Genomic DNA, 15,498 nt, shown 5'->3' with positions numbered 1-15,498 from the left:
GCCCTCGTCGATGGCAGGCTGAACACCATGGCGTTCAGCGACTACCAGTTCGAGATCTATCTACAGGGCCTGTCCGGCGTGATGCCGAACCTGCCGATGACGTTCGAGGAGTGGGAGGCCAACGCCGAAGCGGCGATGCCGCCGTCGGTGTACTCCTACGTCGCCGGGGGTGCCGGCGACGAACGCACCCAGCGCGTCAACCGCACCGCCTTCGACAGCTACGGCCTGGTGCCGCGGATGATGCGAGCCACCCGGGAGCGCGATCTTTCGGTCGACCTGTTCGGGCTGAGGTTGCCCTCGCCGGTGTTCATGGCGCCCATCGGCGTCATCGGGATCTGCGGCCAGGAGGGCCACGGCGACCTCGTCACCGCACGGGCGGCCGCGCAGACCGGCGTGCCGATGATGGTCTCCACCCTCACCGAGGACCCCATCGAGGACGTCGCCGCCGAGTTTGGTGATACCCCAGGCTTCTTCCAGCTCTACACCCCGACCGATCGCGACCTGGCGGCGAGTTTCGTGCAGCGCGCCGAGGCCGCGGGTTACAAAGGCATCGTCGTCACACTCGACACCTGGGTCCCCGGCTGGCGGCCCCGCGACCTGTCGACGTCGAACTTCCCGCAGCTGCGCGGCAAGTGCCTGTCGAACTACATGAGTGATCCGGTGTTCCGCGCCGGGCTGGCGCAGCCGCCCGAGGAGAACATGCAGGCCGCGATCCTGAAGTGGGTGTCGCTGTTCGGCAATCCGCTGACGTGGGACGACCTGCCCTGGCTGCGGTCGCTGACCACCCTGCCGCTGATCCTCAAAGGCATCTGCCACCCCGACGACGCCCGCCGGGCGGCCGACGGCGGTGTGGACGGCATCTACGTCTCCACCCACGGCGGCCGCCAGGCCAACGGCGGGCTGCCCGCCATCGACTGCCTGCCCGGCGTCATCGAGGCCGCCCAGGGGCTGCCGGTGCTGTTCGACTCCGGAATCCGCAACGGCGCCGACATCGTCAAAGCGCTCGCACTGGGTGCCACCGCCGTCGGGATCGGCAGGCCCTACGCCTACGGGTTGGCGCTCGGCGGACAGGCGGGTGTGGTGCACGTGCTGCGCTCGCTGCTCGCCGAGGCGGACCTGATCATGGCGGTCGACGGCTATCCGACCCTGGCCGATCTCACCCCGGACACGCTGCGGCGCGTCGGCTAGACAGCCGCTGAGCCCGCCGCAACGGTAAGGGTGTGGCGGCGATCGACGCAGTACTCGAGGAGTTCGACGACTACCTCGCACTCGAACGTGGCCGCTCGGCTCACACCCGTCGCGCCTATCTCGCCGATCTGCGGTCGCTGTTCGCCTTTGCCGCGCAGCGGGTGCCCGACCCGGGTCCACGCAACCTCACCCTGCCACTGCTGCGCGCGTGGCTGGCGGCGCAAGCGGGGGACGGGGCGGCGCGCACCACCCTCGCCCGCCGCACCTCGGCGGTGAAGACCTTCACCGCATGGGCCTGCAGGCGTGGACTGATGTCGACCGACCCGGCAGCCCGCCTGCAGCTGCCCAAAGCGCGCCGCACCCTACCCGCGGTGCTGCGCCGCGACCAGGCCCTTGACGCGATGGCAGCAGCGAATTCCGGTGCCCAACAGGGTGATCCGATGGCGTTGCGGGACCGGTTGATCGTGGAGCTGTTGTACGCGACCGGAATCCGCGTCAGCGAACTGTGCGGCCTCGACGTCGACGACGTCGACACCTCCCGACGGGTGCTGCGGGTGCTCGGCAAGGGCAACCGTCAGCGCACCGTCCCGTTCGGGGAGCCCGCCGAAACGGCCGTGCGCTCCTGGCTGTCCGACGGCAGACCTGCCCTGGCCACACCGCAGTCCGGACCCGCGCTGTTGCTCGGCGCCCGCGGCGGACGCCTCGACCCGCGGCAGGCCCGCACCGTCGTGCACCAGACCATCGGCGCGGTCGACGGCGCCCCTGACATCGGGCCGCACGGCCTGCGGCACAGCGCCGCCACCCATCTCTTGGAAGGCGGCGCGGACCTGCGCATCGTCCAGGAGCTGCTCGGGCACTCGACGCTGGCCACCACGCAGCTCTACACCCACGTCACCGTGGCTCGGCTGCGGGCAGTCCACGATCAGGCCCATCCGCGGGCCTGATCGTGCAGCAGCGCGATCACTTCCGCCATGTCGGACATCGCCGACGCGCGGCCGCCCCATTCGTCGAACACCGTCCAGTAGGAGACTCCGAACCGGCGCTGCCGTTCGGTCAGCGCGTCTGCCATCTGAGCATGGCTCCCGAGCAACACGAACGGAGACGCGAGCAGGTCCTCGGCCGACACACCGCCGAAGGCGGCGGCCAGCTCCGCCGCTGCGGCTGCACGGTCATCGGTGACGACGACCGCCTGGATCAGCGCGTTCAGCTCGATCTGGTCGAACCGATCGCCCGCCGCGTCGCGCACCACCGCGATGCGGTTCTGAAGACCCTCCGGCCCGAAGTGCGTCAACCGCACTTTCGTCGCGTCGTGGTTGTGGGTGATCCCCGCGAAACCGGCGATGTCTGCCAGGCGGCCGACCAGCCTCAACACCCGCTCGCCGTTGCCGCCGATCAGCATCGGCACCCTCTGCGCGGGTAGCGGCAACAGCGCGCCGGCGTCGGCGTGCACCCGGTAGTGCGCTCCGGCGGTGTCCACGGCCACCCCGTCGAGGAGCGCGCGAACGATGCCGGCCGACTCCTCGAGACGGCTCACGCGGACCGCGCCCTCGGCGAAGGGAAGGCCGGCGGCGTCGTACTCGGACTTCATGTGACCGGCACCCAGCCCCAGTTCGAACCGCCCGTCGGAGACCATCGCCACCCCGGCCGCCTCCCGCGCGGTCTCGACGGGATGGCGGAAGTCGTTGTTCAGCACCAGCGTTCCGACGCGAAGCCGTTCGGTGGCCACCGCCGCCGCCGTGGCTCCGACGAAGGGTGCGACTGCGGGCATCAGGTGGTCGGCGAATGTCAGCACGTCGAACCCTGCGGCTTCCACCGCGCGGGCGAACTGCCGGGTCTGGGCGCCGTTGCGGGCAAGCGCAGTCGTCAGGCCGAACCGCGGCCGGCGCCCGCGGTGACTGTCGTCCGCGATCGAGTGTGAAGCCATGGCGTCGAGTGTGTACGCAGGGCGGGGCGCAGGCGGCTTCTTCGCCGTGGGCGCACGCTCGACGCCATGGGTGCACACTCGAGGCGCCTCAGGTATCTCAGCGCAGCGGTTTGAGCCGGATCTCCGTCTCGTCGAGCAGGCCCAGCGGATCGACGTAATCGGCTCGCGACGACGGCCCCCACATCGCGCCCCAGTGCAAGCAGGCCGCCGCCCCGCAGCCCGCGTGCCCGGACATCACCGCGCCGAGCACCGCGCCCGCCCCGACCTGCTGACCTGCGCGTACCGCCGGGCTGACCGGTTCGTAGGTGGTCCGCAGCCCGCCGGGATGGGCCACCGACACCAGCGGCCGACCCGCCAACTGCCCGGCGAACACCACGGTGCCGGCCCGCGCCGCATGGACGATCTGACTTTCCCGCGCCGCCAGATCGACGCCCCGATGTCCCGACTGCCACTTCACCGCAGGAGGGTCGAAGATCCGCATTACCGCGGGTCGCGGCCGCAGGGGCCACTCCAGCCGACCGTCGTCGGCGCCCACCGGGGCGGCCAGCGCCACGGTGAGTGTCAGCAGTAGCGTGAGAAGCCGCATCACCCCAGTTCACGGGCTCGACGCAGGTAGAGCCAGACCCGGCGCCGCGACCTGTGGAGGCATCGCCCGCTGGGGACAAAGCACCTGTTCTGAGGGTGTAAACTTCTCGCTGCAGCTCGCTTGCGCGGGCTGACTTCGCGTGTCTGCACACGACCTCTACGAGGTTCGTACCCGGATGCCGGCGGTCTCGCCCTCGGGCGGGTCCGGCGTCCCGCAGTCACCAGGGCCCGGCATCACCCGACGCTGGGCGGCAACCGACAAGTAAAAGGACTGGCCTAACCATGGCTGTTGTGACCATGAAGCAGCTGCTCGACAGCGGCGCTCATTTCGGGCATCAGACCCGACGCTGGAATCCCAAGATGAAGCGGTTCATCTTCACCGACCGCAACGGCATCTACATCATCGATCTGCAGCAGACGCTGACCTACATCGACAAGGCCTTCGAGTTCGTCAAGGAGACGGTCGCCCACGGCGGCACCGTGCTCTTCGTCGGCACCAAGAAGCAGGCTCAGGAGTCGATCGCCGAGGAGTCCACCCGCGTCGGCATGCCCTACGTCAACCAGCGCTGGCTGGGTGGCATGCTCACCAACTTCTCCACCGTCCACAAGCGCCTCCAGCGGATGAAGGAGCTCGAGGCGATGGAGCAGACCGGGGGCTTCGAGGGTCGCACCAAGAAGGAAATCCTGATGCTGACCCGCGAGAAGAACAAGCTCGAGCGCAGCCTCGGCGGTATCCGGGACATGCAGAAGGTCCCGTCGGCGATCTGGGTCGTCGACACCAACAAGGAGCATCTCGCGGTCGCCGAAGCACGCAAGCTCAACATCCCGGTCATCGCGATCCTGGACACCAACTGCGATCCCGACGTCGTGGACTACCCGATCCCGGGTAACGACGATGCGATCCGCTCGGCCGCGCTGCTGACCAAGGTCATCGCCGCGGCGGTCGCCGAGGGTCTGCAGGCCCGCTCCGGCGGCAGCAAGGCCGAGGCCGGTCAGGCCGCCGAGCCGCTCGCCGAGTGGGAGCAGGAGCTGCTCGCCGGCGCGACCGCGACCGCTTCCCCGACGGCCGCGGGTGCCGAGCCCGGCACCCCCGAGGCCGATATCCAAACCGAACCGACCGTTGCCCAGAACCCATAGGGCATACAGGGAAGGCTGAAATGGCGAACTACACCGCTGCCGAGGTCAAGCGACTTCGGGAGCTGACCGGCGCCGGCATGATGGCGAGCAAGAACGCGCTCGTCGACTCCGACGGCGATTTCGACAAAGCTGTCGAATTGCTGCGCATCAAGGGCGCCAAGGACGTCGGCAAGCGCGCGGAGCGCGCGACCGCCGAAGGTCTGGTGGCCGCGAAGAACGGCGCGCTGATCGAGCTCAACTCCGAGACCGACTTCGTCGCGAAGAATGCGGAGTTCCAGGCGCTGGCTGATCAGATCGTGACGGCCGCCGCCGAGTCGAAGTCGCAGGACGTCGACGCGCTCAAGGCAGCGAAGGCCGGTGACTCCACGGTCGAGCAGCTGATCGCGGACCTGAGCGCGAAGATCGGCGAGAAGCTCGAACTGCGTCGTGCCGCGTACTTCGACGGCAAGGTCGAGACCTACCTGCACAAGCGTGCCGCGGATCTGCCGCCGGCCGTCGGCGTGCTGGTCGAGTACGAGGGCGACGATCAGGGCGCTGCCCACGCGGTCGCGCTGCAGATCGCCGCCCTGAAGGCCAAGTACCTCACCCGTGAGGACGTGCCGGAGGACCTCGTCGCCAATGAGCGTCGCATCGCCGAGGAGACTGCCCGCAACGAGGGCAAGCCCGAGCAGGCGCTGCCCAAGATCGTCGAGGGCCGCGTGACCGGTTTCTTCAAGGACGTCGTGCTGCTCGACCAGCCGTCGGTGTCCGACAACAAGAAGTCGGTGAAGGCGCTGCTCGACGAGGCCGGTGTCACTGTCACCCGCTTCGTGCGCTTCGAGGTCGGCCAGGCCTGATCGACCGTCGCAAAGCCCCCGGAACCACGCGGCGGTTCCGGGGGCTTTCGCGTAGGTGCACCCGGCCGAGCGGTACGGCTTGGTACCGTCAGCGGGATGGAACGAATCAACGCCTTCGGTGACGACGCACTGGGCGCCCGGGACGCCGTCGGGATCGTCGAGGCCCTGCGCGACGGTGAGGTGTCGCGCCGGGAGCTCGTGGACGCGGCGATCGCACGTACCGAGGCGGTCAACCCGGCCCTGAACGGACTGGCCTACGAGGCGTACGACCGCGCCCGCGCCCGTGCCGACGCGCCGCGCCCCTACGGCGGGTTCTTCGACGGCGTCCCCACCTACATCAAGGACAACGTCGCGGTCGCCGATATGCCCACGATGAACGGCACGGACGCCTGGGAGCCCCGGCCGTCGGCGCTCGACGGCGATTTCGCCCGCGACTATCTGTCCACCGGGCTGGTGCCGCTGGGCAAGACGCGGCTCTCCGAGTTCGGTTTCTCCGCCTCGGCCGAGCATCCCCGCCTCGGCCCGGTCCGCAACCCATGGAACCCCGAGCACACCGCCGGTGCCTCCTCGTCCGGATCCGGTGCCTTCGTCGCGGCGGGCGTCGTGCCGATCGCCCACGCGAATGACGGCGGCGGCTCCATTCGCATCCCCGCCTCGTGCAACGGACTCGTCGGGCTCAAGCCGAGCCGCGGCCGGTTGCCGCTGGACCGCGACATGCGGCAGATGCCGCTACGGATCGTCGCCAACGGCGTGGTCACCCGCTCGGTGCGGGACACCGCCGCGTTCTATCGGGAGATGGAACGGGTGTACCGCAATCCCAAGCTGCCGCTCGTCGGGGATGTCACCGGACCCGCACCGGCACGGTTGCGGATCGCGGTGTGCACGGAATCCATTGCCCGCCAAGCTTCCTCAGATGTGACCGAGCAGACGATGAAGACCGCTGCGCTTCTAGAGGAACTCGGGCACCGCGTCACCCCGATCGGCAACCCGGTACCCGCCCGGTTCATGGACGACTTCCTGCTCTACTGGGCGTTTCTGGCCTTCGCCCTGGTGCGGGGCGGGCGCCGGTCGTTCGGCCCCGGCTTCGATCGCACCCGCCTGGACAACCTGACGCTGGGCCTCGAGCGGTTCGCCGGCCGCAACCTGCACCGGCTACCCCTGGCGACCGCTCGGCTGGCGCGTATCCGGCGCATCACCGAGCGCCTGTCCGCCGACTACGACGTCGTGCTGATGCCCACACTGGCCGAGGCCCCGCCACGCATCGGGCATCTCGACCCGACCGCGGATTACGAGCAGATCATCGAGCGGCTCGTCGACTGGGTGGCCTTCACGCCGCTGCAGAACGCCACCGGCGATCCCGCGATCTCGTTGCCGCTCGGGGTGTCCGAGGGTGGACTCCCCGTGGGCATGATGTTCAGCTCGACCGCCGGTCAGGAGGCCCGCCTGCTCGGCCTGGCCTACGAGCTGGAAGAGGCCAGACCCTGGCCCCGGATCGGGTGACGACGAAATCCGTAGCGGCCGGGACACGTTGACGTAACCGCGCCCATGGCGAGTTAACCGGTTCGACACCGCCGACGGCGGTGGGTGAAACAACACGATCCCACCATCGCTGGTGTGGAGACCAGTCAGGTCATCGCTCCGTCGTCCGGCAACACCTTCTGGTGCCTTGTCCGGTTCGCGCTGGCCAACATCCGACGCAGGCCGGAACGTTTCGCGTTGTCGGTGCTGGGCATCGCGCTGGCCATCGCCTGTGTCACCGTCGTGCGGACCGTGTCGGCGAGTTTCGCCATCACTGGTGCGGATTCGGTCGCCGACGTTCTCGGGGACGCTGCGCTGTGGGCGGTGCCCGCCGCCGGCGTCCACTACGACAACGACGCCCAGGCCCTGGTGGCCGACGGTCCCGCGCCGGCCATCACCATGCCCGCGGGTTGGTCCGGCACCCGCACGATCACCGGCGTCACCGACATCGACGGCACGCCGGTGTCGCTGCGTGGGCGTGACGACGTCCCCGGTGGACAGGCCATCGTGGGGGCTCCGGCGGCCCAGCGACTCGGCGTCGCCGACGGCGGGTTCGTGGTCATCGACGGACAGCGCCTCGTCGTCGACGTGGCGGGTGGTGGTCAGTCGGTGACGGTGGCGAGCGCGCTGGCCGCATCGGTCGTCGGCGACAACGGATGGTGGACCGTCCACGCCCCACCGCAGGACCGGGACCGGCGCGATGTCGCCCAGATATTCGGCGCCGCAGTCGGTTTGCCGCAGACCGCCGATCCGTCCGTGCAGCCCGATCCGCGCGGCGACGGCCTCGTCTACGACACCGTCGGCGGCTCAGGCCCCCTCTCCTTCGAACAGAAGTTCTCGGCCCTGTTCTCGGGCAAGGTCACCAGCTCGACACTCGGGTTGATCTCGATCATCGGACTGGGCCTGGGCTTCGTGATCGCGGTGTCGTCGTTCCTCGCCGCGGTCGCCGAGCGCAAGCGGGAATTCGGCATCATGTCCAGCATCGGTCTTGCCGACGAGGTGCTGTACTTCTTCCTCGTCGAATCCGCGATCGTCTTCGTCGCCGCGTACGTGGTCGGTGTCCTCGGTGCGGGAATCGCAGTGGCACTGGCCATCCCGGGCATCGCGACGCCTCTGGCGTGGGCGCAGGCCGCGGGAATGGTCGCGGCGTTCATCCCCGCGATGGCGATCGTCGGTGCGCTCGTGCCGGTGCACCGGCTGCTGCAACAGAAACCTGTCGATCTGTTGGAGTCGCGATGATCACCAAAGGCCTCGCCTACGGTTGGCTGTCCGCACGCCGCCGGATCGGCGAGATGGTGCTGCCGGTGGTCACCACCGCCACCGGCGCATTCCTCGTCGTGATCGTCTTCGGAATGTCCGAGGGGATCCGGGCGCAATCCGCGTCGCTCGGCCACGCCGACGAGATCAACCGGGCCGTCGTCCTCATCGCGATCACCGTCCTGCTGGTCGGCGTCGTCGAGGTCGCCGTCGCGACCACCCGCACCGTCGCCCACCGCACCCGCGAGTTGGGGGTGCTGGGCGCCAACGGCATTCCGCGACGGCCCGTGGTGATCGCCCTGCTCGTCGAACCGGTCGTCGCGGCCGTGCTCGGCGCCGTGGCCGCCGCCGCGTTGGCCGCGCTCGCCGGTGTCGTCCTGGGCGTCACCGGGTTGGCGGCTGCCGGGGTGGCGGGAGGCGGTCTGGTGTGGGGCGTCCTGACCGCGGTCGGCGTCAGCATCGTGGCGGCGCTGGCCACCAGCATCGTGCCCACCTGGACGGCCGCATCACGCCCACCCATCCGCTCTCTGACCGCCGGAGGTTGACCCATGACCGCCATCGAAGAACGCAGCGACGTCGCCGGGGTGCAGACACCACCGCAGCCCGTCATCGAGATCCACGACGTGTGGAAGCTGCACAAACTCGGCGACGAGGTCGTCAAAGCCCTCGTCGCTGCCGAATTGACCGTCATGCCAGGTGAATTCGTATGCCTGATGGGACCCAGCGGCAGCGGCAAGTCGACGCTGCTGAACATCATGGGGGGTCTCGACCGCCCCACCAAGGGCACGGTGCGGGTCGCAGGCCGTGACACCGCCACGCTGACCGAGAGCCAGTTCGCCGCGCTGCGCCACGACACCATCGGGTTCATCTTCCAGAGCTACAACCTCATCCCGTTTCTGTCGGCGGTCGAAAATGTCGAACTACCACTGATGTTCGAACCGTACGACCGCAAGTCGTTGCGCGCCCGCGCCACCGAACTGCTCGAACTGGTCGGGCTCGGCCATCGGATCAACCACCAGCCCACCAAGATGTCGGGCGGTGAGCAGCAGCGCACGGCGATCGCGCGATCGTTGATCAGCAGTCCGACGCTCGTGCTGGCCGACGAACCGACGGCCAACCTCGACCACCGCACGGGGGAGACGGTGGTGCGCATGCTGCGCGACCTGTGTTCGACGCTCGGCGTCACCGTGGTCGCCAGCACCCATGACCCCACGGTGGCCGACGAAGCGAGCCGTGTCGTCCGGATGAAAGACGGACAGATCGTCAACTGACCGAAGTCCCAGTGGGAGAGACGAAATGACACAAGCAGAAGCGGCGCCACCCGCCGGCTCCGGCAAGATGGCCGGCTCCGCCGAGCGGGACAAGCTCATGACCACCGAGCTGGTGCCCGAACAGATCCTGCCCAAGGTGATGAGCACCTTCGGGCTGACCGCCGCCTACGTCTTCATCATCTGCTGGGTCACCGGATCGTCGGTGATGGCCGGCGGTGGGTGGACGGCGATCCCGATGTGGGTGCTCGGCATCCTGACCTTCCTCATCCCGGCCGGAATGGCCGTCGTCGAGCTGGGCAACCTGTGGCCCGGCCAGGGTGGCGTCTACATCTGGGCCTACCGCACGATGGGGGAGACCTGGGGCTTCATCGGCGGCTACCTGTCGTGGGTGCCGGTGATCCTCAACGCCGCATCGTCCCCGGCGGTGGTGCTGCAGTTCCTGCTGCTGGCCTTCCACGCCGAACTCGGGCTGATGACGAGCATCATCCTGCAGTTGGTCATCCTGTGGACGGTGATCGGGCTGGCGCTGGCGAAACTCGCCGCCAATCAACGCATCATGAACGTCGTCTTCGTCGTCTACGGCATCCTGACGCTGACCATCTTCGTCTGCGGATTGCTCTTCGCCGTCGACAACGGCTCGGCTACGCCCTTCAGCTGGGCGGAGGCGACGGTCCCGAACTTCGCCGTCGCCGGGTTCCTGTACGGCACCGTGCTGCTCTACCTGCTCGGCGTGGAGACCCCGTACAACATGGGAGCGGAGTTCCTCTCGGTGCGCCGTAGCGGTCCGCGGATGATCCTCTGGGGCTCGACGGCTCTGGTCGCCATCTACCTGATGACCACGCTGGGCACGATGATGGCGCTACCGACCGAGGAGATCGACCCGGTGACCGGCATCATCGGCATGCTGGACGTCGCGGGTTTCCCCGGCCTGATGGAGATCTGCGCCGTCGTACTCGCCGGCATCATCATCGTGGCTCTGATGACTTACCAGGTGGCCTACTCACGACTGATCTTCGTCTCCGGACTCGAACGCCACCTGCCCCGCATCTTCACCCACCTCAACCCCCGGACCCGCAACCCGGTGACCGCGATCCTCATCCAGGGCGTCATCTCGTCGCTCATCCTGGTCGGCCTGTACTCGCAGAGCAGCATGGCCAACGTCACCATCTACCTGCAGGGCGGCCTGAGCACGGTGTGGCTGCTGTCCGGGTTCTTCTTCCTGATCCCGCTGATCGTGGCGCGGAAGAAGTACGCGGATCGCTATGCCAGCGAACAGTTCTGGCGCATCCCCGGCGGCATGGCCGGGGTGTGGACCGTGGTGATCGTCGGATCGATCGCCACCGCCGGCGGCATCTACTACTCGTTCGTCACGCCGTGGATCGATGTGCCGCAGGCGACCTGGATGACGTGGGTCGGCGGAATCAGCCTCGGCATGTTCGCGCTAGGCCTCGTCGTCTACGTCTTCGGCCGCCGGTCGGCCCACAAGACCAGCCAGGAGGATTCGCTGGCCCATCTGGCCGTGTTCGACCTCACCAACAACACGAAGGACACCACCCCATGACACTGGAGGACACCCTGCCCTCGACCGCCGACGCCGGCGGCACCCGCTACCCCCTCGACCCGCTCACCGGCGCCGAGATCGAAACCGCCGCGGCTGTCATCACCGACAGCGAATACGCCACCCCCACCCTGAAATTCGTGATGATCCAGCTCGCCGAACCGGCCAAGACCCCGGAACTGACGTATGAAGGCAGCGCGCAGCCACCCCGCCGGGCCTTCGCATCGATGTACGACGGTGCAGCCAAGATGGTGCACGAGGCCGTCGTGGATCTCGGGGCCCGGGTGATCGACACTTGGACGTCGGTGCCGGGACGCTTTCCCTCCTATCTCGTCGAGCACATGACCGGGGTGGAGGAGAAGGTCCGGGAGGATCCGCGGTGGCAGGAGGCGATGCGCAAACGCGGGGTCACCGACTTCTCGCTGGCGATGATCGACCCCTGGCCGGCGGGGTATTACGGCGCCCAGGACCACTACGACGACTCCCCGCTGATCTGCCGGCCGCTCACCTTCCTTCGGGCCGCACCGTCGGAGCACGGCTATGCACGCCCAATCGAGGGACTGATCGTGACGTTCGACCTCGACGCGATGACGGTGATCGACATCGAGGATCACGGCGTCGTCCCGCTGCCACCGACAGCCGGCAACTACTCCGGGCAGTTCATGTTCGACGCGAACAACCGACCGGCGTTCACGCAGTTCCGCGACGACGTCAAACCGATCGAGATCACCCAGCCCGACGGCCCGAGTTTCACCGTGGACGGCTGGAAGGTCCAGTGGCAGAAGTGGTCTTTGCGTATCGGGTTCAATCCTCGTGAAGGCATCACCCTGCACGAGGTCACCTACACCGATCGGGGGGAGACTCGACCGATTCTCTACCGCGGATCGCTGTCGGAGATGGTGGTGCCCTACGGCGACACGTCGCCCACGCACTGGAACAAGAACGTCTTCGACATGGGCGAGGTCGGCATGGGCTTCTCGGCCAACCCGCTGACCCTCGGCTGCGACTGCCTCGGTGAGATCCACTACTTCGACGGGACGGTCAACGATTCCAGCGGCAATGCCGTCACCATCCCCAACGCCGTCTGCATGCACGAGGAGGACTTCGGGATCTCCTGGAAACACACCGATTTCCGGACCGGTGAGGTCGAAGTGCGCCGATCGCGGCGGCTGGTGATCTCGATGATCTGCACGGTCGGCAACTACGAGTACGGCTTCTTCTGGTACTTCTACAACGACGCCTCCATCGAGGTCGAGGTGAAGCTGTCGGGTGTGCTGACCACCGGTGCCGTCGCCGACGGTGAGACGCCACGCTGGGGCAAGATGGTCGCCCCCGGTCTCTACGGCCCGAATCACCAGCACTTCTTCAACTTCCGGCTGGACATGAGCATCGACGGCCCGAACAACAGTGTCTACGAGGTGGATTCGATACCGGAACCCGATCCCGACCTCAACCCGCACCACAACGCGTGGATCACCCGTGACACCCTGGTGTCATCGGAATCGGAAGGTGCCCGCGACTGGAACTGGCAGACCGGACGCTATTGGAAAGTGGCCAATCCCACGAAGGTCAACGAACTCGGCAGCCCCGTCGCCTACAAGCTGACACCCAAGGACGTGGTGCCGGTGATGGTGCAGGAAGGCTCCTACATATACGACCGGGCCCGGTTCGTGCAGCACAACCTGTGGGTGACGCAGTACGATCCGGCGGAGAAGTTCGCCGCTGGCGACTACATGTACCAGTCGGCCGATATGCAGGGCCTACCGGAGTACATCGCCGACGACGCGCCGCTGGAGGACGCCGACGTGGTGCTCTGGTACACCGTCGGCGCCCACCACGTGGTGCGGCCGGAGGACTGGCCGGTGATGCCATGCGCCTACACGGGTTTCCATCTCAAACCGGTCGGCTTCTTCGACGGCAACCCCGCACTCGACCTGCCGCCGTCGCCGCCCAAGGCGTGCCACGCGCAGCATGCGTCCCTGCCGGTGGCCGACGTCGCGCGGGAGTCGTAGCCGCTCAGGCCACCCGGCGCCGGACGAACTCCGCGGCGGCCCGCGCCAATGAGGCCGGGCCGTTGCGCAGCGCCTGCTCCAGCGGCGTGCCCTCGGCGGTGATCCCGACGATCTCGTCGACGCCGTGCTCCAGGAGCACCGACGCGTCGGGCGCCACCCGGCCGGCGAAGATGGCGACGCGGGCACCGGTGCGCCCGGCGACCTGCGCGACGCCGAACGGCGTCTTGCCCAGCATCGTCTGTGCGTCGACGCTGCCCTCGCCGGTGAACACCCACTGTGCGCCGTGCAGCGCCTGCTCCAGCCCGACGGTCTCGGCGACCACGTCGACACCGGGACGGGCAGCGGCGCCGAGGAATTCGAGCAGGGCGAAGCCGAGTCCGCCCGCGGCACCGGCACCGGGCGTATCGGCGTGTGACGCCCCGACGACCCGCGCGAACGTCGCGAGCGCGGAGTCGAGCGTGTTCACGTCGGTGGGTGTGGCCCCCTTCTGCGGGCCGAACACCGCGCTCGCACCCTGGGGGCCCAGCAGTGGGGCGGTGACGTCACAGGCGAGCCGGATGTCGACATCGGCCAGTCGCGGGTCCAATCCGGCAAGGTCGACCCGGTCCAGGCAGCCCAGCGCCGCGCCGCCCGGCGGCAACTCGTCGCCGGCCGCGTCGAGCAGACGGACACCCAACGCGGTCAGCATGCCGGCGCCGGCATCGTTGGTCGCTGATCCGCCGAGCCCGACGACGAATTCCACCGCCCCACGATCGAGGGCATCGGAGATCAGCTGACCGACACCGAACGTGCTGGCACGCAACACATCCCGATCATCCGGAGAGATCTGTTCCAGTCCCGACGCAGCGGCCATCTCGATCACCGCGAGCCGGCGGTGGGCGACATATCCGTAGCGCGCCGCCACAGGCCGCCCCAACGCATCGCCGACCTCGACGGTGACGTGCTCCCCGTCGAGCGCGTCGACCACGGCGTCCACCGTCCCCTCCCCGCCGTCGGCCATCGGCACACCCACGCACTCGGCGTCCGGCAGGACCGAACGCACCCCGTCCTGCATCGCCTCGATGGCCTGCGCGGCGCTCATCGACTCCTTGAACGAGTCGGGCGCCAGAACGATCTTCATCGGACCGGCGTCAACGCTGGACGGCCGCTCAGCACGGTTGCGACATTGTCGACGGCGAGCACACCCATGGCGTCGCGGGTCGCCGCGCCGGCGCTGGCGATGTGTGGGGTGAGAACCAGGTTCGGGGCGGTGAGGAGCGCGGGATCGACATGGGGTTCATTCTCGAACACATCCAGCGCGGCGCCACTTATGCGACCGGTGGTCAACGCGTCGACGAGCGCGACCTCGTCGACGACGCCGCCGCGCGCGGTGTTGACCAGGTAGGCGGTCGGCTTCATCCGCGCCAGCGCGGCCGCGTCGATCAGATGCCGCGTCTGCGGGGTCAGGGGCGTGAGCACGCACACCACATCGCTGTCCGCGAGCAGGGTGTCGGTGTCGACGAACCGCACGCCGTCCTCCTCGCCGGACGTGCGGCTGCGGGTCGTGGCGAGCACGGTCATGTCGAAGGCGTGGGCACGCCTGGCGACGGCCCGACCGATGCGGCCGTAGCCGAGGATGCCGAGGGTGGCGCCGGCGCTGACGTCGAGGCCGACCATCATCCGCGGCCCCCAGATCCAGTCCTGCCCGGACCGCAGGAAGCGGTCACCCTCCACGACCCGGCGGGTCGCGGCAAGGATCAGCGCGAAGGTGTGATCGGCGGTGGCGTTGTCGAGAACGCCGGGGGTGTTGGTGACCGTCACGCCGGCAGCGGCGGCCGCCGCGACGTCGATGTTGTCGTATCCGACGGCGACGTTGGCGATCACCTGCAATCCCGATCCGGCGGCGGCGATCGCGGTGGCGTCGATGCGTTCGGTGATCGTGACCACCGCTGCGCAGGCGCCGGCGATGTCGCGCTCCAATTCCGTACGGCTGGGCGGGTTCTCGCCCCCGATGCGCACGGGCCGGCCGAGGCTGTTCAGCCGGTCCATCACGCCGTCGGTGAGCAGCCGTGTCACATACACATGCCCGGACGTGGTCACGGCCCGACTCTAGTCCGCAGGGGCAGCCGCCCGAGCTCCGCACCGAGACCGCCCCAACGCGAAAGAGGGGCGCCCCGGTGTGGGGCGCCCCTCTTTGTGGGTGGGTTCATCGGGTGGTGACGTAGACGACGCG

General features: G+C 68.6%; 14 protein-coding genes. 10 read left to right on the top strand and 4 right to left on the bottom strand.

What is annotated here, in order from left to right:
- The first annotated feature begins 27 nt into the window (after positions 1-27).
- Positions 28-1,188: a lactate 2-monooxygenase gene (locus tag A5757_RS02770; protein ID WP_066828480.1), complete on the top strand. Its 1,161-nt coding sequence runs from the start codon at positions 28-30 to the stop codon at positions 1,186-1,188.
- Positions 1,189-1,229: 41 nt separating this feature from the next.
- A complete protein-coding gene (locus A5757_RS02765; RefSeq protein WP_066828697.1) occupies positions 1,230-2,132 on the top strand; it encodes a tyrosine recombinase XerC in 903 nt (300 codons plus the stop codon).
- Here the strand turns inward: A5757_RS02765 and A5757_RS02760 are convergent.
- Positions 2,111-3,112, bottom strand: a complete 1,002-nt coding sequence (locus A5757_RS02760) for a TIGR03621 family F420-dependent LLM class oxidoreductase (RefSeq protein ID WP_066828479.1) — start codon at positions 3,110-3,112, stop codon at positions 2,111-2,113. The genes A5757_RS02765 and A5757_RS02760 overlap by 22 nt on opposite strands.
- 97 nt (positions 3,113-3,209) lie before the next feature.
- A complete protein-coding gene (locus tag A5757_RS02755; RefSeq protein WP_066828478.1) occupies positions 3,210-3,698 on the bottom strand; it encodes a M23 family metallopeptidase in 489 nt (162 codons plus the stop codon).
- Between the two features lie 281 nt (positions 3,699-3,979).
- On the opposite strand from A5757_RS02755, the gene rpsB reads away from it, so the two are divergent.
- The 8 genes from rpsB to A5757_RS02715 all read left to right on the top strand — a co-directional run bounded on the left by rpsB (position 3,980) and on the right by A5757_RS02715 (position 13,286).
- Positions 3,980-4,834, top strand: coding sequence for a 30S ribosomal protein S2 (gene rpsB, locus A5757_RS02750; RefSeq protein WP_066828477.1), 855 nt, complete (start codon positions 3,980-3,982; stop codon positions 4,832-4,834).
- A gap of 20 nt (positions 4,835-4,854) precedes the next feature.
- Positions 4,855-5,670 carry a translation elongation factor Ts gene (gene tsf, locus A5757_RS02745; protein WP_066828476.1) on the top strand — a complete coding sequence of 272 codons (816 nt, stop codon included), beginning with the start codon at positions 4,855-4,857 and terminating at the stop codon, positions 5,668-5,670.
- Positions 5,671-5,766: 96 nt separating this feature from the next.
- Positions 5,767-7,170 carry an amidase gene (locus A5757_RS02740; protein WP_066828475.1) on the top strand — a complete coding sequence of 468 codons (1,404 nt, stop codon included), beginning with the start codon at positions 5,767-5,769 and terminating at the stop codon, positions 7,168-7,170.
- Positions 7,171-7,284: 114 nt separating this feature from the next.
- Positions 7,285-8,427 (top strand): FtsX-like permease family protein, encoded by a 1,143-nt coding sequence (locus A5757_RS02735; protein ID WP_082929294.1) that lies wholly within the window; start codon positions 7,285-7,287, stop codon positions 8,425-8,427.
- Complete coding sequence (locus tag A5757_RS02730; RefSeq protein ID WP_066828461.1) at positions 8,424-8,990, top strand: FtsX-like permease family protein; 567 nt, start codon at positions 8,424-8,426, stop codon at positions 8,988-8,990. Before A5757_RS02735 ends, A5757_RS02730 begins: the two co-directional genes overlap by 4 nt.
- Positions 8,991-8,993: 3 nt before the next feature.
- On the top strand, positions 8,994-9,716 hold the full coding sequence (locus tag A5757_RS02725; RefSeq protein ID WP_066828459.1) for an ABC transporter ATP-binding protein: 723 nt from the start codon (positions 8,994-8,996) through the stop codon (positions 9,714-9,716).
- A gap of 25 nt (positions 9,717-9,741) precedes the next feature.
- Positions 9,742-11,277 carry an APC family permease gene (locus A5757_RS02720; RefSeq protein ID WP_066828457.1) on the top strand — a complete coding sequence of 512 codons (1,536 nt, stop codon included), beginning with the start codon at positions 9,742-9,744 and terminating at the stop codon, positions 11,275-11,277.
- On the top strand, positions 11,274-13,286 hold the full coding sequence (locus A5757_RS02715; RefSeq protein WP_066828454.1) for a primary-amine oxidase: 2,013 nt from the start codon (positions 11,274-11,276) through the stop codon (positions 13,284-13,286). Before A5757_RS02720 ends, A5757_RS02715 begins: the two co-directional genes overlap by 4 nt.
- Positions 13,287-13,290: 4 nt before the next feature.
- Here the strand turns inward: A5757_RS02715 and A5757_RS02710 are convergent, their stop codons facing one another.
- Both A5757_RS02710 and A5757_RS02705 read right to left on the bottom strand, forming a co-directional pair.
- On the bottom strand, positions 13,291-14,406 hold the full coding sequence (locus A5757_RS02710) for a glycerate kinase (protein ID WP_066828451.1): 1,116 nt from the start codon (positions 14,404-14,406) through the stop codon (positions 13,291-13,293).
- Positions 14,403-15,365 carry a D-glycerate dehydrogenase gene (locus A5757_RS02705; RefSeq protein WP_231983868.1) on the bottom strand — a complete coding sequence of 321 codons (963 nt, stop codon included), beginning with the start codon at positions 15,363-15,365 and terminating at the stop codon, positions 14,403-14,405. The genes A5757_RS02710 and A5757_RS02705 overlap by 4 nt, the downstream gene beginning before the upstream one ends.
- Positions 15,366-15,498 lie beyond the last annotated feature (133 nt).

The sequence above is a fragment of the Mycobacterium sp. 852013-51886_SCH5428379 genome, from assembly GCF_001665575.1.
Classification (GTDB): domain Bacteria; phylum Actinomycetota; class Actinomycetes; order Mycobacteriales; family Mycobacteriaceae; genus Mycobacterium.
The sequence above is the reverse complement of the archived record's forward strand: the minus strand, read 5'-3'. Positions and strand labels throughout refer to the sequence as shown.